The 26,345-nt window shown below is 69.9% G+C and carries 21 protein-coding genes and 3 pseudogenes; 13 read left to right on the forward strand and 11 right to left on the reverse strand.

What is annotated here, in order from left to right; translation table 11 throughout:
- The first annotated feature begins 180 nt into the window (after positions 1-180).
- Together ACIP2X_RS08025 and ACIP2X_RS08030 are read left to right on the forward strand one after the other, a co-directional pair.
- A complete protein-coding gene (locus ACIP2X_RS08025) occupies positions 181-1,308 on the forward strand; it encodes a histidine kinase (RefSeq protein ID WP_401669125.1) in 1,128 nt (375 codons plus the stop codon).
- Positions 1,305-1,964: a response regulator gene (locus ACIP2X_RS08030; protein WP_401669127.1), complete on the forward strand. Its 660-nt coding sequence runs from the start codon at positions 1,305-1,307 to the stop codon at positions 1,962-1,964. The genes ACIP2X_RS08025 and ACIP2X_RS08030 overlap by 4 nt, the downstream gene beginning before the upstream one ends.
- A 25-nt stretch (positions 1,965-1,989) precedes the next feature.
- Here the strand turns inward: ACIP2X_RS08030 and ACIP2X_RS08035 are convergent, their stop codons facing one another.
- Together ACIP2X_RS08035 and ACIP2X_RS08040 are read right to left on the reverse strand one after the other, a co-directional pair.
- A complete protein-coding gene (locus ACIP2X_RS08035) occupies positions 1,990-2,295 on the reverse strand; it encodes a PadR family transcriptional regulator (protein WP_401669130.1) in 306 nt (101 codons plus the stop codon).
- A 416-nt stretch (positions 2,296-2,711) separates the two neighbouring features.
- A complete protein-coding gene (locus tag ACIP2X_RS08040; protein ID WP_401669132.1) occupies positions 2,712-4,055 on the reverse strand; it encodes a multicopper oxidase family protein in 1,344 nt (447 codons plus the stop codon).
- A 422-nt stretch (positions 4,056-4,477) separates the two neighbouring features.
- On the opposite strand from ACIP2X_RS08040, the pseudogene ACIP2X_RS08045 reads away from it, so the two are divergent.
- The 3 genes and pseudogenes from ACIP2X_RS08045 to ACIP2X_RS08055 all read left to right on the forward strand — a co-directional run bounded on the left by ACIP2X_RS08045 (position 4,478) and on the right by ACIP2X_RS08055 (position 6,290).
- A pseudogene (locus tag ACIP2X_RS08045) lies at positions 4,478-4,841 on the forward strand (hypothetical protein).
- A 234-nt stretch (positions 4,842-5,075) separates the two neighbouring features.
- On the forward strand, positions 5,076-5,534 hold the full coding sequence (locus tag ACIP2X_RS08050) for a cyclic nucleotide-binding domain-containing protein (protein ID WP_401669135.1): 459 nt from the start codon (positions 5,076-5,078) through the stop codon (positions 5,532-5,534).
- A 61-nt stretch (positions 5,535-5,595) separates the two neighbouring features.
- Positions 5,596-6,290: pseudogene (locus ACIP2X_RS08055) on the forward strand (CBS domain-containing protein).
- An 84-nt stretch (positions 6,291-6,374) separates the two neighbouring features.
- Here ACIP2X_RS08055 and ACIP2X_RS08060 read toward each other — a convergent pair.
- The 5 genes from ACIP2X_RS08060 to ACIP2X_RS08080 form a co-directional block, all read right to left on the reverse strand.
- Positions 6,375-7,091 carry a CBS domain-containing protein gene (locus ACIP2X_RS08060; RefSeq protein ID WP_401669137.1) on the reverse strand — a complete coding sequence of 239 codons (717 nt, stop codon included), beginning with the start codon at positions 7,089-7,091 and terminating at the stop codon, positions 6,375-6,377.
- Positions 7,092-7,127: 36 nt separating this feature from the next.
- Entirely contained in the window at positions 7,128-8,033 is a 906-nt protein-coding gene (locus tag ACIP2X_RS08065) for a universal stress protein (protein ID WP_401669140.1), read from the reverse strand.
- Positions 8,034-8,155: 122 nt separating this feature from the next.
- Positions 8,156-10,837: a GNAT family N-acetyltransferase gene (locus tag ACIP2X_RS08070; RefSeq protein ID WP_401669142.1), complete on the reverse strand. Its 2,682-nt coding sequence runs from the start codon at positions 10,835-10,837 to the stop codon at positions 8,156-8,158.
- Positions 10,838-10,942: 105 nt separating this feature from the next.
- The gene (locus ACIP2X_RS08075; protein ID WP_401669145.1) at positions 10,943-12,682 is read right to left on the reverse strand and encodes a GAF domain-containing protein; all 1,740 of its coding nucleotides are present in this window, start codon (positions 12,680-12,682) and stop codon (positions 10,943-10,945) included.
- Positions 12,683-12,808: 126 nt separating this feature from the next.
- Positions 12,809-13,501 (reverse strand): response regulator, encoded by a 693-nt coding sequence (locus ACIP2X_RS08080; RefSeq protein ID WP_401669147.1) that lies wholly within the window; start codon positions 13,499-13,501, stop codon positions 12,809-12,811.
- 216 nt (positions 13,502-13,717) lie between these two features.
- On the opposite strand from ACIP2X_RS08080, the gene ppdK reads away from it, so the two are divergent.
- Entirely contained in the window at positions 13,718-16,378 is a 2,661-nt protein-coding gene (ppdK, locus tag ACIP2X_RS08085) for a pyruvate, phosphate dikinase (protein ID WP_401669150.1), read from the forward strand.
- Positions 16,379-16,394: 16 nt separating this feature from the next.
- Positions 16,395-16,856, forward strand: coding sequence for a pyridoxamine 5'-phosphate oxidase family protein (locus ACIP2X_RS08090; RefSeq protein ID WP_401669152.1), 462 nt, complete (start codon positions 16,395-16,397; stop codon positions 16,854-16,856).
- 123 nt (positions 16,857-16,979) lie between these two features.
- Here ACIP2X_RS08090 and ACIP2X_RS08095 read toward each other — a convergent pair whose 3' ends face one another.
- From ACIP2X_RS08095 to ACIP2X_RS08105, 3 genes are all read right to left on the reverse strand, one after another.
- Complete coding sequence (locus tag ACIP2X_RS08095) at positions 16,980-17,606, reverse strand: hypothetical protein (protein WP_401669154.1); 627 nt, start codon at positions 17,604-17,606, stop codon at positions 16,980-16,982.
- A gap of 351 nt (positions 17,607-17,957) precedes the next feature.
- A complete protein-coding gene (locus tag ACIP2X_RS08100; RefSeq protein ID WP_401669156.1) occupies positions 17,958-18,635 on the reverse strand; it encodes a helix-turn-helix domain-containing protein in 678 nt (225 codons plus the stop codon).
- Positions 18,636-18,655: 20 nt separating this feature from the next.
- Entirely contained in the window at positions 18,656-19,726 is a 1,071-nt protein-coding gene (locus ACIP2X_RS08105) for a zinc-dependent alcohol dehydrogenase family protein (RefSeq protein WP_401669159.1), read from the reverse strand.
- A 213-nt stretch (positions 19,727-19,939) separates the two neighbouring features.
- Here ACIP2X_RS08105 and ACIP2X_RS08110 point away from each other — a divergent pair, with 213 nt between their 5' ends.
- The 3 genes from ACIP2X_RS08110 (at position 19,940) to ACIP2X_RS08120 (ending at position 22,258) form a co-directional block, all read left to right on the forward strand.
- Entirely contained in the window at positions 19,940-20,206 is a 267-nt protein-coding gene (locus tag ACIP2X_RS08110; protein ID WP_401669161.1) for an STAS domain-containing protein, read from the forward strand.
- 296 nt (positions 20,207-20,502) lie between these two features.
- Positions 20,503-21,357, forward strand: a complete 855-nt coding sequence (locus ACIP2X_RS08115) for a universal stress protein (protein WP_401669164.1) — start codon at positions 20,503-20,505, stop codon at positions 21,355-21,357.
- Positions 21,358-21,619: 262 nt separating this feature from the next.
- Positions 21,620-22,258: a DUF6233 domain-containing protein gene (locus ACIP2X_RS08120; protein ID WP_401669167.1), complete on the forward strand. Its 639-nt coding sequence runs from the start codon at positions 21,620-21,622 to the stop codon at positions 22,256-22,258.
- 244 nt (positions 22,259-22,502) lie between these two features.
- Here ACIP2X_RS08120 and ACIP2X_RS08125 read toward each other — a convergent pair whose 3' ends face one another.
- A complete protein-coding gene (locus ACIP2X_RS08125) occupies positions 22,503-22,955 on the reverse strand; it encodes a TspO/MBR family protein (RefSeq protein WP_401669169.1) in 453 nt (150 codons plus the stop codon).
- Between the two features lie 101 nt (positions 22,956-23,056).
- On the opposite strand from ACIP2X_RS08125, the gene ACIP2X_RS08130 reads away from it, so the two are divergent.
- From ACIP2X_RS08130 to ACIP2X_RS08140, 3 genes and pseudogenes are all read left to right on the forward strand, one after another.
- Positions 23,057-23,215: a hypothetical protein gene (locus ACIP2X_RS08130; RefSeq protein WP_401669171.1), complete on the forward strand. Its 159-nt coding sequence runs from the start codon at positions 23,057-23,059 to the stop codon at positions 23,213-23,215.
- Positions 23,216-23,746: 531 nt separating this feature from the next.
- Positions 23,747-25,249: a GMC family oxidoreductase gene (locus tag ACIP2X_RS08135; RefSeq protein ID WP_401669173.1), complete on the forward strand. Its 1,503-nt coding sequence runs from the start codon at positions 23,747-23,749 to the stop codon at positions 25,247-25,249.
- 207 nt (positions 25,250-25,456) lie between these two features.
- Positions 25,457-26,280: pseudogene (locus ACIP2X_RS08140) on the forward strand (IS5 family transposase).
- The last annotated feature ends 65 nt before the right edge of the window (positions 26,281-26,345 follow it).

The following is a 26,345-nucleotide window of genomic DNA, read 5'->3' on the forward strand; positions in this document are numbered from 1 at the left end:
GCATGCGCGCCGGGCCCCCTGCCGGTCGTCCAGCAGGCGCAGGCACTGTCGGCTGCTGCCGCAGCGGGCATCCGGGTACTGCGGCCGCAGCAGGCCGTGCCCGGGTACCGCGCATGCGGTACCCGGCCGCTCGTCCACGAGCAGGACTCGCCCGCGACCAAGTGCGGCTACGGTGCCCGCATGGACACATGGCGGTTCGCTGTCCCGGCCCGGGTCACCGACTGGGCGATCGCCGTGGGCGTGGCGGCACTGCTGCTCAGCACCGGGCTGTCCGGACAACACCCGGCCGGAAGGCAGGAGTTGCTCGGCTGCGCGCTGCTGGCGGTCGGCGGGATCGCGCTGGCGGGTCGCCGACGGTCACCGCTCGTGGTCCTGGCCGTCACCGGGCTGTCCGCAGTGGGCTACCTGGGGGCCGGGTTCGAGGTGCTCGCCGTCTCCTATCTGGTCGCCGTCCACGGCGCGGTGCGCGCCGGGCACCGCGCCCTCACACTGGCCGCGTCCGTGGGCCTGCTGGTCGTGCTCCACCTCACCGTCCTGATCTCCCGCGACGGTCCCGCGCGCGACAGCTTGACGCAGGCCAGGAACACCCTTGAGATCGCCTGGCTCATCGCCGCGTTCGCCGCCGGAGAGGCGGTGCGGCAGGCCGAACGGCGGGCGAACGAAGCCGAGCACACCCGCGAGGAGGCCGCGCGCCGCCGGGCCGACGAGGAGCGGCTGCGCATCGCCCGGGAGCTGCACGACTCCCTCACCCACCAGATCTCGGTCATCAAAGTGCAGTCCGAGGTCGCCGTCCACGTGGCGCGAAGGCGAGGCGAGCAGGTGCCAGATGCTTTGCTGGCTATCCAGGACGCCGGCCGGGAGGCGAGCCGGGAGCTGCGCGCGACCCTGGAGGCTCTGCGCGACGACGACCTCACCCCGCCGCCCGGACTCGACCACCTCGCGCACCTTGTGGAACGGTTCCGGACGACCGGCCTGGAAACGACGCTCACGACGGAAGGACTGCCGCACGCCGTGCCGGCAGCGGTGGGCCGCACCGCATACCGGATCGTTCAGGAATCGCTCACCAACGTCGCCCGGCACGCCGCCGCCACCACCGCATCGGTCCTCATCGACTACCGGCCGGACACCCTCGCGATCCGCGTCGACGACAACGGAACGGCCACCTCGCACCCCGCGCCGACGCCCGGCCTCGGGCTGCTCGGCATGCGCGAACGCGTCACGGCCCTGGGCGGCCGGCTGCGCGCCGAGCCGCGCAGCATGGGCGGCTTCACGGTCCAGGCCGAACTTCCCACGAACGGAGCGTCGTGATCCGTGTCCTGCTGGTCGATGACCAGCCGCTCATCCGCAGCGGCTTTCGCGCGCTGCTCGACCTCGAAGACGACATCGAGGTGGTGGCCGAGGCCGGCGACGGCCAGGAGGGCCTGGCGCGCGTCAAGGAGCAACTGCCCGACGTCGCACTCATCGACATCCAGATGCCCGTGATGGACGGCATCGAAGCGACGCGGCGCATCGCTGCGGACCCGGCCCTGGCGGGCGTACACGTCGTCATGCTGACCAACTACGGCATGGACGAGTACGTCTTCGACGCGCTGCGCGCCGGTGCCGCCGGCTTCCTCGTCAAGGACATCGTGCCGGAAGACTTCCTGCACGCCGTACGCGTCGCCGCCCGCGGCGACGCCCTGCTTGCGCCCGCGATCACCCGAAAGCTCATCGACCGCTACGTCACCCAGCCACCCGCCCGCACCGGCCGCGGCCTCAAGGAGCTGACCAGCCGCGAACGCGAGACAGTCGCCCTGGCCGCCCAGGGATTGTCCAACGACGAGATCGCCGACCGCCTGGTCATCAGCCCGCTGACTGCCAAGACCCACATCAACCGGGCCATGGCCAAGCTGCACGCGCGCGACCGCGCCCAGCTCGTCGTCCTGGCCTACGAATCCGGCCTGGTGGCCCCGCGCAACTCCTGACCCCGCGCCGTTGACCGGCCGGACGCTACGGCGCCTCGTAGCCCAAGACCTCCCGAGCCAGTTCCTTCAGTGCCTTCCGGTCCTCCGCCAGGGCCACTTTTCCGGCCTCCGTCGCCCTGTACACCCGCCGGGTACGGCCGTCGACCACCCGCTGCCGCGAGGTGAGCAGGCCGTCGGACTCCAGCCGGTGCAGCGTCGGATACAGGGTGCCAGGGCTGATCCGGTAGCCGTGGGAGGCCAGTTCCTCGGTCATCCACGCACCATGGATCTCCTCCTCGGCCGCGTGATGCAGGATGTGCAGCCGCACCGCACCCCGCTGGAACTCCCGCACCCGGGCCACCTCCGACAGTGACGAAACCGATATCGGCATCCGATTTTACGCCGCCACTGGACCAGGCCGCTCCCGGCCAGCCACCCTCAACGGGCGGAGTTGGTGGCCGGCGGGGTCGTCGGAGTGCCGGCCGTGACGGTCGTGGCGCGCGCAGCGATCGGATTCTTATCGGGGTCGTGCCGGTGAATGACGCCGTCGCCAAGCCTCCGCCTGGACCCTGGCCTCGACGAGGGCCCGCTCCGCCCGTCCGATGCGCAGTGTGGGTTTGGCCGGCTGCCTGACTCTCGCGTTCGCCCTCGCTCCGGCCTGGTGTTTGCCACCGCCACGGTGGTGACCGTGGGCGGCGCCGTCCACGGTCCGCCGGACGGTGGCGGGCGGGACTGACCGCATGGCCGGGCTCGGCCTGAGGGCGCGGGTCAGGCGCAGTGCAGCAGGAGCATGAATCCGTAGTCCATGTGGAGTTGCTGGTGGCAGTGGAAGAGGGACAGGCCCGGCTGGTCGGCGGTGAAGTCGAGGGCCAGGGTCTGGTAGCCGCCGAGCATGACGACGTCCTTGCGCAGGCCGTGCGTGGGGGTGCCGGCGATGTGAGTGACCTCGAACGTGTGCCGGTGCAGGTGAACGGGGTGGATGTCGTCGGTCGCGTTGCGAAACCGCATGCGGTAGCGCGTGCCGCGCTCGACGTCGAGGACCGGTGTGTCGGTGTGCATGGAGAAGGGGGTGCCGTTGAGGGTCCAGACGTTGAACCCCTTGTCGGCGGCGTTGCGTTTCTCCACCAGGAGGTCGATGGTGCGGTCGGGCCGTCGGGCGGGGGTACCGGCGCGGGCGAAGGTGCGGTAGTCCCATATGGATCGGGACGGTGTCCTCCACTGCGGGGTGCCGGTGCGGCCAGCGTATTCGACGACGGTGCCCAGGCCGTTGTTGCGGTCGTCGTCGGACAGGTCCCCCAGCACCCAGACTCCGGGGTGGTCCATCTCCACCAGGGCGGACACGCGTTCGGCGGTGCCGATCCACAGCACCGGTACCTCCGCCGGGCGAGGTACCGGGTTGCCGTCGAGGGCGACCACCTTGAAGGTGTGGCCCGGCAGGGCCAGGCTGCGGATTTCGGTGGCGCTGGCGTTCAGGACATGGAACAGCACCCGCTGACCGGACTTGACCCTGACCGGCTCTCCGTGGCCCAGTTTGCGGCCGTTGACGCTGAAGACGCGGTAGCCGACCTCGTAGCCGTGCGGCATGCCCCGGGCCAAGGAGTCGGCCATGGCCTGCTTACCCTGGCGCCTCAACTTCGGCACCGGGGAGCCGGCCAGGAAGTCCTGGGCCATGTCACCACCGTGGCTGAGGGACGGCTCGAACTCCTTGAGAGCCAGGAAAACTTCCTGGTCGTAGGCCCCAGGGTGGATCTTCGGCTCGATGTGGACGGGGCCCGCCTGCCCGGTGTAGGTGCCCCGCGCCAGGTCGCCGAGCGCTGCCACATGGGTGTGGTAGAAGCGGAAACCGGACGGCCCGGGCGTGAACGACAGGCGCCGCATCCCGCGGGCGGGAACGTACGGCGTTCCCTCCTCCGAAGCCCCGTCCACCTCTGCTGGAACCACCTGGCCATGCCAGTGCACCAGCTCCGGGGTATCGGTGTCGTTGTGGACGTCGATCACCACCGGACGGCCCTCGGTGAACCGCAGCAGCGGTCCAGGAAACTGTCCGTTGTAGGTCGTGGTGGAGACCAGGGTGTCCGGCGCGAGCTCCACGCGCCCCCGCGCGATGCGCACCGTGTGATCCGCCCGGCCCGATACTGCAGGCCGTAGAGCAGGCTCCGCGGAACGGGACGCAGAGGCCGCACCGGCCTGGCTGCCGGCCAGCAGAGCCAGTCCACCCACCTTCAGCACATCACGACGAGAGATCGGCATGGCCCCGCTCCCTTCCCATAGGCCGGAGCACACCCAGCCGGCGGCACCGGGATCCCGGCTTCACACCACAAACGCCGAAAAGTCTACAGAATTCACATGACGGACATGACGCAACCTGGTCTCACCCATCGAGATGGCCCCGGCTCAACATCGAAAGGGATCGTCGACCGTCGGTGAAACGCCGGAGGGTGTGGGCCCCTGCTCACGGGTACGCCGCTCCCTCACACGGAGACACCCATTGGCCGACCCTGCTCTGCTACGGGTGAACCGGCCGGTTACCAGCGATGACAGATGACGCCTGGTATTTGGAACTGGATCTCGTGGCCGGGCAACGGACGCTCGTGACCGCAATCGTCCCCGACGAGGATCCGGCACGGGAACCCACGGTGTGCTTCGCCCCGCACGCAGGGCACGCTGACGTTCCGTACGAGGTCATGCGCTGGTTCATGCACCAATGTCGATGATGAGATCCGCACCTCCCGTGCTTGGATGCGGCTGAGACCGGAGCTCGTCGAGATCATCTACCAACTCCGTCAGGAGCACGTGGGTGTCATCGACAATGGCGACTTTCCCCAGGTTCTGGCGGACGTGCGAACGATGGTCTCCGAGGAAGACGCGGGGAAGCGGCTCGTACCGCGCACCGCGTGATCAGGATCCGCGAGAAGTGGATGTCCTTCCCGTCATCCATGCGCGCCGTTCGTCCGATGTCCGTCTCTTGCGCTCGGCTAGGGCCGGATGACGCTCGATCAGGTCCATGCGGCCCGTGGTGCTCCCGGCCAGCCGGTAAGAGCCTGGGATCAGCAGGCCCCATGGCTCCCGGAGTGTCGATGACCGTGCACCCCCGGAGCCGGTCACGGTGGCCGGATCGAAAGGACCGGAGCAATGACCTCCACCACCACCTCGGCCAGGAGCCTCCCGGCCGAGCATCGCGAACGACTGATGCGGATCGCCCGCGAGGTGTCCTTCGACGCGGGTGCCCGCCTGTTCGAGGAGGGCCGCCGTGCCGACCGGTTCTGGATCATCCGGACCGGCACGGTCACGCTGGACCTGAGGGTCCCCGGCCGCCGCGCCGCTGTCATCGACTCACTCGGCCACGGGGAACTCGTCGGCTGGTCCTGGCACTTCCCGCCGTACCTCTGGCACCTGGGTGCCGAGGCGATGAGCCCGGTACGCGCCTGGGAGTTCGACGCGGATGCCGTGCGCGCCCTGTGCGCCGAGGATCCGGACTTCGGCCGCGCGATCGCCGATTGGGTGGGGCATGTGGTCGCCGACCGGCTGCGCACGTCGCGGATCCGGCTGCTCGACCTGTACGCGCCCTACGGCAGCGGGAGTTTGATTTGAGTGCGTCGGCGCGGCCGGGCACCTCGTCGGCCGCCGCATCCGACCGTACGAGGAGGAGACCATGCATGGCAGTCCGTACATCGTGAGCGACGTCATGACGCATACCGTTGTGGCCGTCGGCCGTGACGCCTCGTTCAAGGACATCGTCGAGCTCATGCAGCAGTGGAAGGTCAGCGCCCTGCCCGTGCTGGAGGGTGAGGGCCGCGTGATCGGCGTTGTGTCGGAGGCCGATCTGCTGCCCAAGGAGGAGTTCCGGGACGGCGATCCCGACCGGTTCACCCAGATGCGCCGCCTGTCCGACCTCGCCAAGGCGGGAGGTATGACCGCCGGGGAGCTGATGAGCACTCCGGCCGTGACGGTCTACCCCGAGGCCACGCTCGCGCAGGCCGCCCGCATCATGGCCCAGCGCAACGTCAAGCGGCTGCCCGTCGTCAACGGCGAGTGCATGCTCGAAGGCGTCGTGAGCCGGGCCGACCTGCTCAAGGTCTTCCTGCGCACCGACGACGAAATCGCCCAGGAGGTCGACCGGGAGATCGTCACCTCGCTCTTTCCTGCGCCCGTGGAGCCCATCCAGGTGGAGGTGGTGGACGGAGTGGTCACGCTCACGGGCCGGATCCGGGACACCTCGCTGGTGCCTGTCGCGGCTCGCTGGTGCCTGTCGCGGCGCGCCTCGTGCGGGCCGTGGAAGGTGTCGTCGACGTCGAATGCCACCTCATGTGCGGATCGGCGGTAAGGGGGGTGACGGGGCTGCGCTGAGCCGAAGGCGTCTCACCGGTCCCGGGTAGGTGCCCCAGCCTCTGTCTGGGGCACCTACCCGCGTGGTCGCGGGGCCCGCTTACGTCACGCGGGCGATCGGGTCTCACCGTTTTTCACGGAGTCCGGGCTCTCCGCGAGGTCCGGTTCGAGCAGCGGGCGGTGGCGGGGCCCTCCGAGCGAACAGCGCACGTCCACCACGCCCTCGACGGTTCGCACCAGGCGCACCGCCAGCGGCACGACGGTGGTGTCGCGAACGCGGCCGGTGAGGATCACTACACCGTCCTGTACCTCCACGCCGACCGAGTCCATCGGATCCGGGAAACGACCGGCGACGACATCCCTGCGGACCTCCTCGGCGATCTCCTCGTCGTCGCGAAGGAACACCTTCAGCAGATCCGTCCGGCTGACGATGCCCACCAGGACCCCCTCGTCGTCGACCACCGGCAGTCGCTTGACCCTGTGCCGCGCCATCAGGCGGGCGCTCTGGGCGAGCGTGGCCTCGGGGTGGACGGTGACGGCGGGGGTGGTCATCAACTGCTGCGCGAGGACCGCGCCGGCCTTGTCCGAAGCGGACCGGTGTGCGCGCCCTGCAGGTCCCGGGTCGTCCCGCGCCTCCTGCTTGCGCAACAGATCGGCCTCGGAGACGACGCCGACCACCCGGCGGCCCTCGTCGACCACGGGCAGGGCGCTCACCCGCCACTGCCGCATGACCCGCACGATCTCCTTGAACGCCGCCCCGCTGGACGACGCTACGACAGTACGGGTCATGACATCGCTCACGGTGTGCGGGGAGCCCTTCATGACTTCCTCCGGTCTTTGACGCCGGGGACGTGCCCGTCAGCTGTGCGCGACGACAGCGACGGGTGTGCCGGCGTGGTGCAGGACGGCATGGGTGACCGGGCCGATGTGGGCGCCGAAGGGGCTGCGCCGGATGCGACGGCCCACCACGACCAGCGAGGCCGTTCGGGAGGCGTCGATGATGTAGTGCGCGGGACTGCCGGCGCGTGAGTTCTCGACGACCTCGACGCCCGGGTACTTTCCGCGCCAGGGGCGCAGCACCTCGGCGAGTTCCGCGGCCTTACGGCGCGCGGCTTCGTCGAGCGTCTTCACGTCGACGACGGGAGTATGCACGTAGTACGGAGGCAGGTCCCAGGCCTGGATCACGCGGAGGGCGGTGTCGCGGCGCGCGGCCTCCTCGATGGCGAAGGCGATCAGTGTGTCGTCGGGGCTGTCGGTGTCCAGGCCGAGAACGACGGGCCGGAACGAGGTCGCCGCGGACGGGACCCCGGCGGGATCCATGACGTGCTCGTCGGCGGCCGCCTCCCACGCCCGGACGAGGACCACGGGCACCTCGGCCAGGGCGACGACGGCCTGGCCGACGGAGCCGACCAGGAAGCCTCCGAGCCCGCTCAGGGCGCGGGAGCCCAGGGCCAGCAGCTCCGTGTCGCGGGCTGCCTGCACGAGCACGTCGGACGGTCGGCCGCTGAGGTGTTCGCTGCTCACCTGCACTCCCGGGTGGCGCAGCCTGAGTCCCTCGGCGGTCTCCCGGGGGATCTGCTCGGTCCAGTTCCAGTGGGTCTCGGTACCGAGCAGCGGGGCCTGGGCCATCGGCTCCGGTACCGGCTCCCGGACGTGGACGAGTTTCACGGAGAGTTCACGCAGTTTCGCCTCACGGGCGGCCCACTCGGCGGCCGCCCGGCTCTCGGGCGAACCATCCAGACCTACGGTGACGGTGCCGGGCATGGTGCCCACCTCCTGCATTGTTCGTCCGATTCGAGCATCGTCCTCGGTGGCTCGGCCCGCGAAGGGGCCACTGGTCCCTGTTCCGGGCCGACCGACCTGGCGGCCCTGAAGGGTCGCCGATGTCAGCGCAGCCGCCGCAGGTACGGGTCGTGCGGGTGGTGCGGCAGCAGCCGGATCCGCACGTCCAGGGCGGTGACGGCGTCAGGGCGGGCGACGACGGGGTTGAGGTCGGCCTCGGCCAGCTGCGGTAGGTCACAGGCCATACGGGACAGCCCCAGCAGGAGCCGTTCCAGTCCTTCGACATCGACGGCACCGCCGCCCCGGTAGCCGAAGAGCAGCGGTGCACAGCGTGGCGTGGTGATCAGGTCCCGCACGTCTGCGTCGGTGAGCGGCGCGAGCCTGGCGGCGTGATCGGCGAGGAGTTCGGTGGCCGTACCGCCGAGGCCGAACAGCACCAGCGGGCCGAACACCTCGTCCTGCACCACCCCGGCGACCAGTTCGGTGCCCCGCGCGGCCAGCGGCTGGACGACCACGCCTGTCATCAGGTCGCCGAAGCGGGCGGCCATGTCGCGGTAGGCGGCACCGACCTGGTCGGCCCCCTGGAGGTCGAGCCGGACGGCGCCCCGGTCGCTCTTGTGCACGAGGCCTGGCCAGTAGGCCTTCACGACGACCCGACCGTCGGGTCCGGCCAGTTGCTCCGCCGCGCGTACGGCCTCGTCCTCGTCCCGCGCCCAGGCCCACGGCGACTGCGGGATGGTGTAGTGGGCAAGCAACTCGGCGGTGGTCCGCGGATCCAGCCAGCCGCCGTCCGGGTGCTCGGCGAGGTAGCGGGCCACGACGGCCTCGGCGGCGGTGTTCACCTCGGGCTGGTCGGGGACGGTACCAGGGCGGCGGGCGAGCCAGCGGGTGCGGGTGGCGGCGTGTGCCAGAGCGAGTGCGGCGGACTGCGGATCGGCGTAGGCGGGAACCGTGCCGCCCCCCGTGGCGTCCAGCAGCCGCACGGACTCGGACTGGTCGAGCAGGACCGCGACGACCGTCCCGGGCCGGGTGTTGGGGGCGGCGTGGGTGAGCGCGCGGACCGGGTCGTCGCCGGTGGCCTCGGCGAGGGCGGTGGGGACGAGCGCGACCAGGACGGCGTCGACCGAGGGGTGGGAGGCGAGCAGGTTCACGCAGGCGGACAGGGCCTCGTCGCCTACGGCAGCGGTGGCGTCCACCGGGTTGGTGGCGCTCGCACCCGCAGGCAGGACCCGCAGGAGGTCCTCGACCAGGGGCGCGGGAAGTTCCGGCACGCTCAGGCCGGCCTCCGCGCAGGCGTCGGCGGCCAGGACTCCCGCCCCGCCCGCGTTGGACACGACGGCGACGCGGACGCCGGCGGGCAGCGGCTGGGAGTGCAGCAGGGCGGCGGTGTCGAGGAGTTCACCGACCGTGCGGGTGGCGATGACTCCGGCCTGCGAGAACAGCGCCTGACGGGTCATGGTCGGTGTGGCCGCAGCCGCGGTGTGCGAGGCGGCGGCACGCCGCCCCGCGGCGGAGCGTCCGGCGTCCACGGTCAGGACGGGCATCCTGCGGGCCACGCGGCGTGCGGTCCGGGAGAAGGCCCGCGGATTACCGAAGGACTCCAGGTGGAGCAGCGCCAGGTCGGTTGTGCCGTCGCTCTCCCACCACTGGAGCAGGTCGTTGCCGCTGACGTCGTACTTGTCGCCGAGCGACACGAAGCTCGACACGCCGATGCCCAGCCGCGACAGCCCGCGCAGGAGTGCGATCCCGACGCCGCCCGACTGGACGGCGACACCGGCGGTGCCCTGCAGCGGCCGGTGCGCGGTGAAGGTGGCGTCCAGGCGGACGGACCTGTCGGTGTTGGCGATGCCCAGGCAGTTCGGTCCGACCAGGCGCATCCCGTGGCGTCGTACGGCGTTCATAAGGGCCGATGCCTGCACCGGGTCCAGGCCCGCGGTGAGGACGACCAAAGCACCAATGCCCGCCCTGCCGCACTCCTCGGCCACTTCGGGCACCGCCTGGGCGGGAACCGCGAGGACGGCGAGGTCGGGGGTTCGGGGCAGGTCCTTGACGGTCGGGAAGCAGGGCGTGTGATCGATCGCATGGGCGTGCGGGTTGACGGCGTACACCAGTCCGGTGAACCCGGTCCGGCGGACGTTACGCAGCACGGCGCGGCCGACGGAGCCGGGCTTCGAGCCCGCTCCGACCACCACGAGGCAGCGGGGCAGCAGCAGCGGCTGCATGCTGGCCACGTCGGCGGCCCGGCCGCGTTCCTCGACCGCCGTCAGATACCGCTCGTCCTGTGCGAGGGCGATCGTGCAGCGCAGCTCGGGTCCCTCGAGTCGGCGCCGGACCTGCAGGCCGAGGTCGGTGAAGACCCGCAGCACCTTGTGGTTCTCGGCGAGTGCGTCGGCGGTGAAGCAGGTCAGACCAGCCTCGCGTGCGGCGCCGACCAGGTGTTCCAGCAGCAGCGTGCCGATGCCCTGGTGGTGGTGTCCGTCGGCGACCGTGAGGGCGATCTCGGCGCTGGTGGTGCCGGGTTCCGTCTCGTACTCGGCCAGGCCCACGATCCGTTCGCCGTCGTCGGCGACCAGGGCCCGGTGGCCGGCCCGGCCGGAGACGGCCCGGTCGGCGGCCAGTTCGGCACATCGCAGGCTCACGCCGAAGAAGCGCAGCCGCACGTTCTCCAGGGACATCTCCTCGTACAGCCGCAGGATGCCGTCCCGGTCCTCCGAGGCGGCCGGCCGTATCCGCACGGTGCTGCCGTCGGTGAGAAGGGCGTACGTCTGCGGCTGGGTCTCGGTCATCACGGTGCCTCCTCGGTGCCGAGCCGACGCCATCAGCGTCCGGCCGAGGGGACCGGGGCCCACAGGGGCCGACCGGGCAGGATCACCGGGCCGAGCGGCCCTACGTCAGGGCTCGCGCTGCGGCTGCCCCACCGGCACCCGCCACACCAGTCGCGCCCCGCCGCCGGAAGGACTGCTCACTTCCATTGAGCCGCCCAGCTGCTCCGCCCGGTCGGCCATGTTGCGCAGGCCGCTGCGGCGGCCGTCCGGCGGGATGCCGACGCCGTTGTCCGCGACCGTGAGGGTCAGGCTGTCGCCGTGGGCCTCCAGAACGACGTCGGTGCGGTCCGCGCGGGCGTGCCGGGCGATGTTGGTCAGGGCCTCGGAGAGCACGGCGAGGACGTGGTCGGCGGTCTCCACGGGTACCTGGGTGTCCAGCAGGCCCTCCATTCGCAGGCTCGCCGCGAAGCCGAGTACGGGCGCCGCTTCCCCAACCGTGCGGACCACCTTGGCTCGCAACCCCTGCCCGACGGCGTCGTCACGCGAGCGCAGCCCGAAGATCGTAGATCTGATGATCTTGATTGTTTCGTCCAGATCGTCCACGGCGCGCGCGACGCGCTCCGACGCCTGCGGATGGTCGATGAACCGGCCGGCGCTCTGCAGTGTCATTCCGGTGGCGAACAGCCGCTGGATGGCCAGATCGTGCAGGTCCCGGGCGATACGGTCGCGGTCCTGCAGGAGCGCGATCTGCTCGGCGTCCCGGCGGCGCTCGGCGAGCTCCATGGCGACCGCGGCTTGGGCGGCGAAGCCCTGGAGTGGTTCGGTCTCCTTGTCGGAGAACGCGGGCCGGCCCGCCGGGCGGACCAGCAGCACGACTCCGCGCACACCGTCCTTGCCACCGATGGGGACAGCGACCGCCGGGCCGAGCGTGCTCACCAGCTCGGGGTCGGCCGACACCCTTTCGTCGTCGGCCACGTCGGGGCTGGTGACCGGGACGCCGGCGGAGAAGGCCTGGCCGATCAGGCTGCCGTCGGCGGGCAGCACGCGCCCCCGGTGCGCGTCGGCCTCCTGGCCGATGGCGAGTTCCACGGTGAGGGAGTCGGTGTGCTCCACGGGCACGGCGACCACGGCGAGGGCGGCGCCGGTGTTCTCCCTGGCACGCTCGGCGATCAGGGCGAGGACCTCGGTGCGTTCGCTGCCGGACAGCAGCCGGTGGGTGATCTCGGCGCTGGCCCGCAGCCACCGCTCGCGCAGCCGGGACTCCTCGTAGAGCCGGGCGTTGTCGATGGCCACCCCGGCCGCCACGGCCAGCGTCGCCAGCACCGATTCGTCGTCCTCGTCGAACTGCGCCCCGCCGCGCTTCTCGGTCAGGTACAGGTTGCCGAAGATCTGCTCGCGGACCCGGATGGGGACGCCGAGGAACGTGTTCATCGGCGGATGGTTCGCCGGGAAGCCGTACGAGGCGGGGTGCGCGGAGATCTTCTCCAGGCGCAGGGTCTCGGGATTGCGGATGAGTTCGCCGAGGATGCCGTGTCCCTCGGGGTAGTGGCCGATCCGGGCGATCCTCTCGTCGCTGATGCCCACGGTGAGGAACTCCGACAGCCGCCTTCCGTCCGGGCCGATCACCCCCAGGGCCGCGTACTCGGCGTCCACGAGCACGGCCGCAGCCTGCACGATGCCGCGCAGCGCCTGCTGCAGGTCCAGCTCACGGCCGACGGAGAGCACCGCCTCCAGCAGGCTGTGGACCCGGTCCCGGGTCCCCCGGGCGGCGTCCAGGCGGGCCTGGAGCTCCTCCAGGAGCTCGTCCAGCCTCAGCTGCGGCAGCCGCACACGGGCCTGTTCCCCGGGTGCCTTGGGCCGTCCCACCGCTGGTCCTCCAGGTCCCCGTGATCTGTCCCGGGCCGATTGTTCCGGTCATCTACCACGGTATAAGGCCGTGGCCGCGTGCGGCACCGGGTAGGGGCAAATGGTCCGGAGAGGGGACGCGGACGGTCAGTGCTCTTGCTGTCTCATCCGGTCCTGGGCCTGCGTGGCGATGACGGCGGCCTGAATGCGGCGTTCCACGCCGAGCTTGGCCAGCATGCGGGAGATGTGGTTCTTGACAGTCTTCTCGGCGAGGTAGAGGCGCTGTCCGATCTGGCGGTTGGTGAGGCCCTCGCCGATGAGGGCGAGGATCTCCCTCTCGCGGGCGGTCAGCCCCGGCAGGGGGTCGGGCTCGGGCTCCGGCTGCTGTCCGCCGCGCAGCCGGGCCATCAGTCGTGTGGTGGCGCTCGGGTCCAGCAGCGACTGGCCGCGGGCCACCGTCCGGACGGCGGAGACCAGGTCGGAGCCCTGGATCTGCTTCAGCACGTAGCCGGACGCGCCGGCCATGATCGAGTCCAGCAGGGCCTCCTCGTCGTCGAACGAGGTCAGCATCAGACAGGCCAGGTCCGGCAGGCGCGAACGCAGCTCCCGGCACACCGTCACGCCGTCGCCGTCCGGCAGCCGCACGTCCAGCACCGCGACCTGCGGACGCAGGGCCGGCACCCGGACCAGTGCTTGTTCGGCAGTGGCGGCCTCGCCGATCACCGTGATGTCCGGCTCGTCGTCGAGCAGGTCGTGAACCCCCCGGCGTACCACTTCGTGGTCGTCGAGGAGGAAGACGCGGATCGGGGTCCCGGCGCCGCTGCGCTCACTGTCCGACATGGGCTGCTCCTGTCGTACGCCGTCGTCCCCGTCCGGACGCGTTCGGCTTCCCTGTGCAGGATCGTGCTCGCACGCGGGCCGAAGGGCCAGGGCCGGTCGGCCCTGTTTTCCCACCGTCTCAGGACCGGCCGGCACCTGCCTTCTCGCCCGCGCGCGTTCGACGCTGAAAAGGCGCCGGACCGCCGGGCCCGGCAACGGAAGGCAGGACAGCAGATCATGGGCCGCTACGTGTACGACTTCGCCGAGGGCGGCCGCGGCATGGCCGACCTGCTCGGCGGAAAGGGCGCGAACCTCGCCGAGATGACCCGCATGGGCCTTCCCGTGCCACCCGGTTTCATCGTCAGCACCGAGGCTTGCCAGGCCTTCCTGGCAACAGGCGCGGAGCCCGAAGGCATGTCCCGGGAGATCTCGGCGCACCTGTGGGCCCTCGAGGACGCCGCGGGACGCCGCCTGGGCCAGGCCGACGATCCGCTGCTGGTGTCGGTCCGGTCCGGGGCCCGATTCTCCATGCCCGGCATGATGGAGACGATCCTGGACATCGGCCTCAACGACGCGTCCGTGCTGGGGCTGGCCAAGGTCTCCGGGAACGAGCGTTTCGCCTGGGACTCCTACCGACGCCTGCTCCAGATGTTCGGCAGCACGGTCATGGGGGTCCATGCCTCGCTCTTCGATGAGGCGATGGCGGTGCTGAAGGAGGCCCGCAACGCCCCGGACGACCTGCACCTGGACGCCCGCGATCTCGCCGAACTCGTGGAGATGTTCAAAAAGCTGATCTACGACACCACCGGGCACGACTTCCCCCAGACCCCGGCCGAGCAACTGCAGAGCGCGGTACTCGCCGTGTTTCGGTCCTGGAACGGTGAACACGCCCGCCTCTACCGGCGCCGCGAGCACATCCCCGACGACCTGGGCACGGCCGTGACCGTCCAGCGCATGGTCTTCGGCAACCTCGGCCCCGGTTCCGGCAGCGGCGTCGCCTTCACCCGCGACCCCGCCACCGGGCGCCGCGGTCTCTACGGTGACTTCCTGCCCGACGCACAGGGCGAGGACGTCGTCGCCGGTGTCCGCAACACCGTCGCGCTGACCGAGCTGCAGCGGCGGGACCCGTCCTCGTACGACCAACTGCTCCGTTTCGCACAGGCGTTGGAGAGCCACTACCGGGACCTGTGCGACATCGAGTTCACCGTCGAGCGGGGCCGCCTGTGGATGCTCCAGACCCGCGTCGGCAAGCGCACCGCCGAAGCCTCCTTCACCATCGCCGCCGAGCTGACCGACGAGGGGGTCCTCACCCCCGACGAGGCGCTGGCACGCGTGAGCGGGGAGGAACTGGCCCGGTTGATGTTCCCGCGCTTCGACGAATCCGCGACCGGACCCGTGCTCGCGCGCGGCGTCCCGGCCTCGCCCGGCGCCGCGGTGGGCGCGGTGGTCTTCGACTCCGCGACGGCCGTGCGGCGCGCCGCCGCCGGGGAGAAGGTCGTCCTGGTACGCCACGAGACCACCCCCGACGATCTTCCCGGCATGGTCGCCGCGCAGGCCGTACTGACCAGCCACGGAGGCAAGACCAGCCACGCGGCCGTGGTCGCCCGCGGCATGGGCAAGGTCTGCGTCTGTGGCGCCGAGGAGCTCCGCGTGCACTCCGGTGCGCGGTGCTTCACCACTTCCGACGGTACCGTCGTCGAGGAGGGCACGGTCGTCTCGGTGGACGGGACCGCCGGTGCCGTGTACCCGGGTGCGGCGCCGCTGGTCGAATCGGCGGTCATGCGGTACCTGGAGACGGGCGAGCGGTCCGGTGATCTGATCGAGGCCGTGGCCGGCGCACTGCACCAGGCCGACGGAGTACGGCGTCTGGAGGTGCGGGCAAACGCCGACACCCCCGAGGACGCCGCGCGCGCCCGCCGGTTCGGCGCCCAGGGCATCGGCCTGTGCCGCACCGAGCACATGTTCCTCGGTGAACGCCGCAAGCTGGTCGAGGAGATAATCCTGGCCCGCACGGACCACGAACGACGCCGCGCGCTGGCCGCGCTGCTGCCGCGGCAACGCCAGGACTTCACCGGCATCCTGGCGGCGATGGACGGCCTTCCGGTCACCATCCGCCTCCTGGACCCACCGCTGCACGAGTTCCTTCCCGACCGCACCGAACTCGCCGTGCGCATCGCGACCGCCAAGGCCCGCGGCGGCCTGCCCGACCCCCGCGACGTCGAACTGCTCGAAGCGGTGAGCCGCATGCATGAGCAGAACCCGATGCTCGGTCTGCGCGGTGTCCGCCTCGGCCTGGTGGTCCCGGGCCTGGTCGCCATGCAGGTGCACGCCGTCGCCGAGGCGGTCGCGGAGCGCGTCCGGGCCGGTGGCACCCCGCTCGCGGAGATCATGGTGCCGCTGATCGGCTGCGTGGAGGAACTCCGGCTTGAGCGCGACGAGGTGGAGCGCGTACTGGCCGAAGTCACCAAGGACACCGGCGTACGGGTGCGCTGCCCGGTCGGCACCATGATCGAGCTGCCCCGGGCCGCGCTGACGGCGGGCCACATCGCACCCGAGGCGGACTTCTTCTCCTTCGGGACGAACGACCTCACCCAGACCACCTGGGGCTTCTCCCGGGACGACGTCGAGGCCGAGTTCTTTTCCGCCTATCTCGACAAGGGAATCTTCCGGGCCTCCCCGTTCGAGCGGCTGGACCGCGAGGGAGTCGGCCGGCTGGTCGAGCTCGCCACCGCCGAGGGCCGCGCCGCTCACCCCGGGCTGAAGATCGGTGTCTGCGGTGAACACGGCGGCGACCCGGACTCCATCCACTTCTTCCACGCCACCGGGCTCGACTACGTCTCCTGCTCGCCGTTCCGCGTCCCTATCGCCCGGCTGGAGGCCGGACGGGCCGCCCTCTGACCAGGGACAAGACATCATGGCCGTTCCGGACGGCCGGCCCGGCCCCGCCGGACCGCGCCAGAGCATCGCGCTCGACAGCGCCCAAGCCCTGCGGCTGCTGGGCAGTGTGTCCGTGGGCAGGATCGTTTTCACCCGGCGTGCCCTGCCGACGGTGCGGCCGGTCAACCACGTCCTGGACGGCGGCGACATCGTCATCCGCACCCACGAGGGCGCGGCGCTCACCCTGCACGCCCAGGACGGGGAGTTCCGCGAGGTGGTCGTCGCCTACGAGGCGGACGCCATCGACCCGGAGACCCACCTCGGCTGGTGCGTCGTGGTCACCGGGTTCGCGAGGCTGGTGACCGACGCCCAGGAGCTGGCCCGCTACCGGTCGATGCTGCATCCGTGGGTCCAGCAGGCCATGGACTACGCGGTCCGCATCCGCCCCGACCTGATCACCGGCATCCGCCTCACCGTCCCGGACGGGACAACCGTCTGACGGTGCACCGGCCGTGTGCTGCGGGCCATCCTCCGCGCCTGCGGCGCCGCTCATCGAGCGGCACAAGGCGCCGGGGCACCGCCGTGTCCTCACGGCGGTGCCCCGGCGGCAGGCGCGAGCACGTCACAGCAGCCATGTGTTCCGGCGGACGAACGGGAGCCGGGCCCACGCCCTGCCAAGACCCCAGGTCGCGCCGGCGCCCGCCGCCGCAAGGGCGACAAGGACGACGGCGTAGACGAGGTGGTAGTCGGCGAAGGGATTGGTGGACATGCTCGGCGAGCCGTCGGCCAGATGCCGGGCCGGCGGCCACTCGGCGATCCACATCAGCGCCATCATGACCGCGCCCCCCACGGCGGCGACCCGCAGGCCGATACCGGCGATCAGGGCGAGCCCGACTGCGAACAGGCCCAGCATGAACAGCGAGTCGGCCCAGGCGTCCCCGGCCCACGCGTGGAACGTCGACTCCATCGGCCCCACGGCGACCGAGCCCAGGAATCCCTCGGTGGGCGAACCGCCGTCGATCCAGGCCTTGGCGGACGGCGTGGCGTAGCCGAGCCCGAACGCCTTGTCCAGGAACGCCCACAGGAAGACGAACCCGGTCAGCAGGCGAAGTCCGGCCAGGACGCGGGCGCCGCCCGCCGTCATAGCCGTGCTCGTGGCCTCACCGGACGCGCGGACGTTCGCGGCACGGCGCAGGGACGGGAGGTGACGCAACCCCGGGTACCGGTGGGGGTGGTCGTGGACTGCCATGATGCTCATCCCTTCGGGTGGGTGGTGCGCGGGGTCTCGGTGACCTCTTGTCGCGCCCTCACTGTCCCGTTCGGGGGCCCGACGCCGCTGGGGCTTGGCGGCCCACGATTGAGGGCCGAAAGTCCCTCATCTCAAGGGAAGTTGACTTGTTCGACGGACGCCGATCTTCGCCACGACCTCGTCGACGCTAGGCCTCCGCCCGTCGGGTGTGTCGCGCGACGCGCCCGACGGGCGGCCGGGGCAGGGTCGCCGGGAGCACGGCGAGGTGCCGTCCGGCCCTGTGTGACGGGGCCGGACGGCACCTCGAGCCCGTGAGAATTCGGCGCGACCGCTCACGGACGGCCCACTGTGTCAGCGGGATTCGATGCGGCGGCCGGTGACAGCGACGGGGTCGATCCGCACCCACACGTCGCGTCGTCCGCCGGCCCAGGGCATGCTGTACGCCCTCTCCTCCAGTCGGCGCACCTCGTCCGGGTCCGAGACAGCTTGGGCGTGGCCGCGCACCAGCACGCTCCAGCCCTGGCTGAACGCGTCGTCGATCCGGTCGACCTCGAAGGCGATCAGCTTTCCCCGGGCCTGCCACGGTGTGGTGCCGGGCGCGGTCCGAAAGGCGATCTTCTGATCGACGACGCTGTAGTTGACGGGAACGATGGCGGGGCCGGCGGAGGTCGGTACGGCGATCCTTCCCACTCCGTGCATGCCGATCAGTGTCCGGCACTCCGCAGCGCTCAGCTCGGTGAACCGGCCGTGCCGTGTCGCCCGGCCGAGGCCTGGCGGCAGATCTACATTGCCGCCTGCGAGGTCGTCCACGGTGGTCCCGAGTACCCCGGCGAGCCGGAGCAGCACCCCGGCGTCCGGCCTCGCGGTCGCGTCCTCCTCCAGATGGCGCAGGTAGGTCGTGGACATCCCGGCCTGCGCGGCAGTCTCCCGCCGGGTCAGGCCGAGTTCCGCCCGCCGGTGGAACACACGCCGGCCGAGGTCACCTCGCGGCGAGGGCTTGGCCTTCTTCCACATCGCCTGTTCGGGCATGGCAGCTCACTTCCTCTCCGTCAGACAGGACGGACCGCGACGACATCGTGCTGCGGATCGCCGAGCACCACCTTGAGCGCGCCGGTGTCGGCGGCCCGGGCGAAGACGTCGTACGCCTCCTCCATCTGCTCCAGCGGGAACGTGTGCGTGACCAGCTGCGAGGTCGGGAGACGGCCGGCTGCCGCCATCCGCAGCAGGGTGGGCGTGGAGTACGTGTCGACCAGTCCGGTCGTGATGGTGACGTTCTTGATCCACAGGTCTTCGAGATGCAGGGTCGCGGGCCTGCCGTGCACGCCGATGTTGGCGACGTGTCCGCCGGGGCGCACCATGCGTGTGCACAGCTCGAAGCTCTCCGGTACGCCGACCGCCTCGACGACCACGTCGCCGCCCAGCCCGTCGGTGAGATCGGCGATCAGCTGTTCGGGACTCTCCCCGGCATCGGCGACGGCGTCCGCGCCGAGCTGCTTGGCGGCGTCCAGGCGGGAGGCGGCCAGGTCCACGGCGACGATCCGCTCGGGTGCGAACAGCCGTGCCGTGGCGATCGCCGCCAGCCCGATGGGACCGGCTCCGACGACGACCACGGTGTCTCCGGGCCGTACACGCCCGTTGAGCACGCCCACCTCGTAGGAGGTCGGGAAGATGTCCGCGAGCAGTACGGCGTCCTTGCTGTCCACCGCGCCAGGCAGCGCGTGCACGGACAGGTCCGCGTACGGGACACGGACGTATTCGGCCTGCGTCCCGTCGATGAGGTGGCCGAGGATCCAGCCTCCCCCGCCGCGGCACTGGCCGTACATGCTCTCCCGGCAGTACCGGCAGCGGCCGCAAGCGCTGATGCAGGAGACCAGCACCCTCTCGCCCGGCCGTACCGTGCGTACGTCGCCGCCGACCTCGACGATCTCGCCGACCGCCTCATGCCCCAGCACTGTGCCGGGACGCACCTCGGGCACATCGCCCTTGAGGATGTGCAGATCGGTCCCGCAGATGGTCACGGCGTCGACCCGCACGATCGCGTCGGTGGCGTCCTTGACGGACGGGTCCGGGATCTCCTCCCAGGCGGACTGTCCGGGACCGTGGAAAACGTAGCCCTTCATGACAATTCCCTCCTCGGGCAGGGACGCGGTGCCGGAAAAGGCCCCACAGGTCCAGGCTCACCCGCCGACGGGGGATCCGCTTGGGCCTGTCGGCCCCCCGTGCGCGGCTGCACGGGCCGCAAGCCGCACCGGGCCCGTCGGCCCCGTGGCCGCCCGCCTGGAGGGTCCGGCCGGCCCTACCGCGCGCGCCGGAAACGGGATGGTCTTTCGGTTGTGTACGACATCCTGGTAAGGGCCACGAACCACACCACCGAACGTGTCCTCGGTGACACGACGATCGTGGAACTGCGCGATGAGATAGACACGTGTACGGCGCCGTGCATCGGCGCCCGCCTGGCCGTGCTCAGCGCGCGTCCGCGGCCTGACCTGGTGCTCGACCTGCGCGCGGTGTCCTTCATCGACTGCAGCGGACTGGGACTGCTGTGCCGGGTCGCCAATATCGTCCGGGTCCGGCATGGCCGGCTGCGGCTCGTCACCTAGGACCCGGGCTTCCTGCGACTTCTGCGGCTTACCGGTCTTGTCGGCGCGTTCGAATACTGCGGCAGCCGCGCCGTCGGCCCTTCGGCCGCGACACCGGCGTGGAGCCCACCGCACAGCGCCTACTCGGTCCGTCACCCCGGGGACGCGTAGGGCGATTCTCCAGCATGGGCCATACGGTCCCCGAACGACGTACCTTCCGGCTCTCCCTCGGCGGACACGCGCGGGCGACCCTGAGAACACAGGAGCATGCGCGAAGACGGACCCGGCGCGGATCCGTCGGCATCCGGAGGTGCGTCATGACCGGACCTGTGGTGGTTGGCGTGGACGGCTCCCCCGCCGGGCTGAAGGCTGTCTGGTGGGCCGCCCACGAAGCAGTTGACCGGCACGCGCCCCTGCACCTGCTCCACTCGTGGACCACCCAACCGCTGGTCGTGCCCGCCGCCCAGGAAGCCGACGGCAGGCGGGAGCACGGGCGGGACGTACTGGAACGAACTGCGGCCGAACTCCTGGACCACCACGGCGATCTGCTGGAACTGACCACGGAAACCGTCTCTGCCCCCGCAGAACAGGCTCTGCTGGACCGCAGCGGCGACGCCGGACTGTTGGTGCTCGGCTCCCGCGGACACTCCTCGGTGGCGGGCTTCCTGCTCGGCTCCGTCACCCTGCAGGTCGTCAGCCTCGCCCTGTGCCCGGCCGTCGTCGTCCGGGCGGACGACCCCACGGTCGAAACCAGCTACGGCCGCCTCCAGGTGGCGGACCGCGACGAGATCGTAGTAGGCGTGCCGGAGTCGGGCCCGGCTGTCGACGCCGTGCTGGAATTCGCCTTCACCACCGCCGACGCAAACGGTGGGCTGGTACGCGCGGTCACGGCCGTACCTCCGTCCTCTCCTGCACACAGCGTCGAGGAAGAGCGCACTCAGCTCGCGGCGATGCTTGCCCCGTGGCAGGGAAAATTCCCTGACGTGCCGGTTGTCGCACGCGTAGGCGCAGGACCTGCCGGTCAGATCCTGCTCGCCTCCTGCGCGCGGAGCCGGCTCCTGATCGTGGGACGCCGACCGCGCCCGACGCACCTCGTCTGGAAGCTCAGACCGGTCACACAAGCGGCCGTGCGCCACGCCGCCTGCCCCGTCGCCGTTGTTCCGCACTGCTGACACGTAACAAGCGATCAATTGCAAGTCGTCAATGACTCCAGAGAGTTCCGCGACGTTGTCTCGCCGAACGGATCTTCGACTAACCGATCATCACCGCTATGTGGCTCGCGACTACAAAGCCATGGCACCGACGCCAGGCACGCACCGCCAACCCGTCCGCCCTGAACCCCCTGCATCGTCGGTGCGTGGCCGTGGTCGGCGATGTGCCGGCGAATGCAGGTCAGGACGCGTCCGGTGCATACTTGTTCGAATCGGTGCACAAGTGGAGATCCACGGCAGCCGGGAGCAGCAAGTGGGTGGTCAGGAACCGCTCTCGCGTCTCGACGCGCTGCGGTTCGTGCGGCGCTTCGTGGAGCAGCAGGCCGTGCGGCAGCTGCGGCTCATCGAGAGCTGGATCGCCGCTGAGGAACGCCGCGAAGCAGAACAGCGCCGCGGTGCGGAGCGGCGGCCGGCCCCGCCGGAGTGGCTGGTCCAGTACGGGCTCAACCACTCAAACATCGACGCCGTCCACACAGTTGACTGCCGGGCAGGGGCCCAGAGCGGCCGCTGCCGTCCCGCGACCCGGCAGCAGGCACTCGACGCCCTGCTCCAGGCACCCCCGTGCATCCACTGCCGGCCCGACACCTCCCTCGGCATCCTCGACGAAGCCGATTCGTTTGGATCACTCCCGCTCAGCAAGGTCGCCTGTGATGGAAATCGGGAAATGGTTGGCCAGGCAGCGCCAGCCAGCGGTCTGGGAGCGGCTGGTGAACGGGCAGCGCGAGCGCCTGGAGGCCCTCGGAGTTGTACCGCTGGCACCGGGGAGCCGGAAGCGCCCGCCAAGGCCCCGCAGAGCGCCCTGAGCGCGTTCGAGCGGGGTGTTGCGGCCCTCGCGCAATACAAAGCCCGGACAGGCACTTGACCGTCCCCAGAAGCCATGTCGAGCGGCTGCCGAACGGCGCGGAGGTCAAGCTCGGGGTGTTCCTGAGCAACACCAAAACCCGGCGCGCGAAGCTGCCGGCTCTGACAAGCTCCAGGCGCTGGCGGAGTTGGGGCTGCAATGGGCGGTGTAGGGACTGCTCCTCCAGAGCCCCCGGGGCTGCCTTAGCGGCCGGCGCGCTATAGGTTCCGCGGCTCTGCTTGGGTGCCACGGCAGATGACCGGATTTAGGGGTTGAGGCTGCAGAGTGCGCGGGTCCACGCAATGTCATAGAGCACCCAGCCGAAGTAGATGCTGACGAAAACCAGAGACAGTGGATCTTTGGTGACGGCTGCGAGGAGCGCGAGGACCGGGATGGCGAAGGCGATCATGCTGATGAATCCTGCTCGAACACTGCGGCGGCTGAAGAAGATCCAGTTCCAGGCCTCGTTACCGAGCAGCACTGTGAACGTCAGCAGGATCGCTTCCATGTTGTTTTGGTCCAGCGCTCGGTACAGCACCACGCCTATCAGGATGTAGTAGATCAAACCCACCACTAGGAAGCCCTGGAAGGGGATCATCCATCCGGGCTTGCGCAGCTCACGGAACCAGTGCAGAGCGTCTTTTGGCACCCAGAGGTTCCCCAGGAGGGCCGACAGCACCACACTGACGACCGTCACCCACGTCGCTGTCCAGTTCACGCGCCGCAGCCTATGGGTTGCCCTGCCTTCCGCGCATGGGTTGATCAGGCTGTTCGCGACACGTCCTCACACCCGGCCGGGAATGGGCCGGGGAAGTACGGTTGCTGCGGCAGCTGCGGCTCATCGACGGCTGGATCACCGCTGAGGAACGACGCGAAAAGGAGCGCCGCCAGGGTGCGCACCACTGCCAGCCTCCAGGAGTGACGGGTGTCCAACTGCTGACCAACCCCATGACGCACCTCATCGGCTCCACCACGTAGCGGGCTCGCCACACGGCACCTGCAACCTAACCACCACCATGACGGCGCTGACCGGCGAGCAGGGCCTGACGGCCGACAGGCAGCCGCCGCTACCGGGTCCCGATCTCTCACGATCGGGTACGCAGCAGCGTCGTCATGCAGCGGAGGGCGCCGTTGGACAGATCGATCACCGAAGGACGGATGAGCACGCGAAGCCCCTGGCGGACAACGTGATCTCGATTGAGAACCCGTCTACCAGGGGCTTCGCCGTTCCGTGCAGCCGGCAACCTCCAACACCTCACCGCCGCCGTCAGGTTGGAGACAGATGCACGCAGCTCACTGGACCTTCACTCCGAGTTGATCACGTTACTGACGGCACTTCCGAGTGCGTGGGGAGCCTTGGCTGGGCATCCTGGTTGCGGTACGGCGGCTCCTCCATGTACGGGGCTTGGGCAGCGTTGCGCCAGTGGGCGGTCTGACCTATGAGGCGCCTTTTCATCGCTCCCGGTCGCATCGAGCATCGCCGGGATCCCAGAAATTCGGTGAGCAATCATGGAAGTATTTGACTTCGTCGTAGTCGGTGGCGGAACTGCTGGGTGCGTCTTGGCCAACCGACTGTCCGAAGACCCGGAAGTGAGTGTTCTGTTGCTGGAAGCCGGTACGGCGGTTGGCCCCTCGATTGTGTCGGATCCAGCTTCATGGCAGAAACTGGCCGGCACAGAGGTTGACTGGGCTTTGTCGTCCACACCACAAGAACATACGGGCGGCGCTGTACAGCCTATTACACGCGGAAAAATGCTCGGGGGGTCAAGCAGTATCAATGCCATGATGCATATCCGTGGCCACACTCTCAGCTATGACACGTGGGAGAAAATTGGTGCAGCGGGCTGGAATTACCAAAGTATGCTGCCGTTTCTGAAGCGTACCGAGAAGGCGCCTGGGCGCAATCCCGCCTATCGAGGGATGGACGGCCCGATGTATGTGGCTCCTGCTGATGAAACTCATCCACTCTTCGATGCTCTGATGGACGCTGCGGTAGAAACAGGTCATCCGTACTACGACGACCTCAATGCGACGGATGGGGAGGGGGCATCATGGACTGAGGTGAACGTTGTCAAAGGCGCGCGCCAGTCCGCCGCCGATGCGTACCTCCGCCCGGTTCTCGGCCGCCGAAACCTTACGGTGGCGACCGACGCGATCGCCCAAAAACTCATCCTCGACCAGCTGCGATGCCACGGAGTCCTCTACCGACGGGACGGTGAGGAATGCTCAGCTTACGTGGAGCGTGAAGTCGTCCTTACTGCTGGAATTATAGGGTCCGCTCAGTTGCTGATGGTTTCAGGAGTAGGCCCGGCAGAGCATCTGCGCCGGGTCGGCGTCACGGTGAAGGCTGATCTTCCTGGTGTGGGCGGAAACCTGCATGACCACCCAGTCATCGCCGTTGCGTACACTTCGTTGCAACCGGTCCGCAAAGCCTTCGTCCGAAAGCCGTATATCCGATTCTGCAGCGGTCTTTCCGATCAGCCAGACCTGCAGATAATATTTCTCGACACGCCTCTGCATCCACGCCGAAACCCGGGAAGGGAAAGCGGATACTCCGTGCGCGTGGCACTCATGACACCCTCCAGTCGGGGATGGCTTCGCCTTGCTGACTCCACGCCCGGCACAGCGCCCCACATCAACCCGAACTACCTCGGAGACGAGTACGACCTCGAGCGCTTGGCCATCGGACTGCAACGGGCCCGGGAACTCGGACAGGCCGAAGCGCTGGCCGACTGGCGTGAACGCGAAGCCGCCCCCGCTGTGAGCGCATCCGACGGCTTCGACCCGAGGGGGTTCATCCGGCAGAGCCTGCATTCCTACAACCACCTCGTGGGCACCTGCCGCATCGGGACGGACGAGCACGCCGTGGTGAGCCCTCACCTGCGTGTCCACGGCATCGAGAACCTCCGCATCGCCGACGCCTCCGTCATGCCTTCCATCATCTCCGGCAACCCCAACAGCACCGTTCTTGCCATCGCTGAACGAGCGGCCTCACACCTCACAACCGAGTAGCCCCTGCAAAGCTGACAAGCCAGCCCACCCCGTTCGCCTGGACCCCCGCGAGGGAACATCGGAAAGGGGCGAGCCAGTTGCGGTCGAACCCTGCAAAGCGTGCGCGAACGGGTGAAGGGCTTCGGCTTACCAGCCAACCGAGAGCGCATCGTGGGGCGCCTAGGGTCTGTCGTCAAATGATCTTGCATAGTGGATCATGGTCGGGTGATACGTCGCCATGAACTGTCCGATGCTGAGTGGGAGTTCGTCCGGCCGCTGCTGCCCGAGTCGTTGCGTGGTCGCAAGCGGTCGGACGACCGGACGGTGCTCAACGGGATCGTGTGGAAGTTCCGTACCGGGGTGGCCTGGCGGGATGTGCCCGAGCGGTACGGACCGTGGGCCACGCTGCATACCCGGTTCCGCCGGTGGGCCAAGGACGGCACATTCGGGCGGATGCTCCAGGCAGCACAGGTTCGGGCGGATGCAGCGGGAGACATCGACTGGCTGGTGTCGGTCGACTCCACGATCGTGCGGGCCCACCACCACGCCGCCGGAGCCCGAAAAGGGGGCGCCGGGCACTCGGACGTTCGCGAGGCGGCCTGACCAGCAAGATTCATCTGGCCTGCGATGCCTTCGGCCGGCCGCTCGCTTTCGTGGTCACGGGCGGCAACACCAATGACTGCACCCAGTTCACGACGGTGATGAAAGCGCTCCGAGTGCCCCGCGTCGGCCCGGGCAGGCCCCGGACCAGGCCGTCTCATGTCATCGGCGACAAGGGCTACAGCTCGAGAGCGATCCGCACCTGGTTGCGCCGACGGGGCATCGCTCACACGATCCCCGAGCGAGCCGACCAGGTCCGCAACCGCCGGAAGCGCGGCAGCCGGGGCGGCCGGCCCCCGGCCTTCGACCAGCAGACCTACAAGCGGCGCAACGTGGTGGAACGCTGCTTCAACCGGCTGAAGCAGTGGCGCGGCATCGCTACCCGCTACGACAAGACCGCCGAGTCCTACCAAGCGGCCGTCGCCCTCGCATCCCTGCTGATGCGGGCGTGACATTTGACGACAACTCCTAGGCCTCCCACCGCCGGGGGCCGTCACACCACACTTCGCGGGCCGAA

Origin of the sequence: Streptomyces sp. NPDC089424 (assembly GCF_044749345.1) — a bacterium.
Classification (GTDB): Bacteria; Actinomycetota; Actinomycetes; order Streptomycetales; family Streptomycetaceae; genus Streptomyces.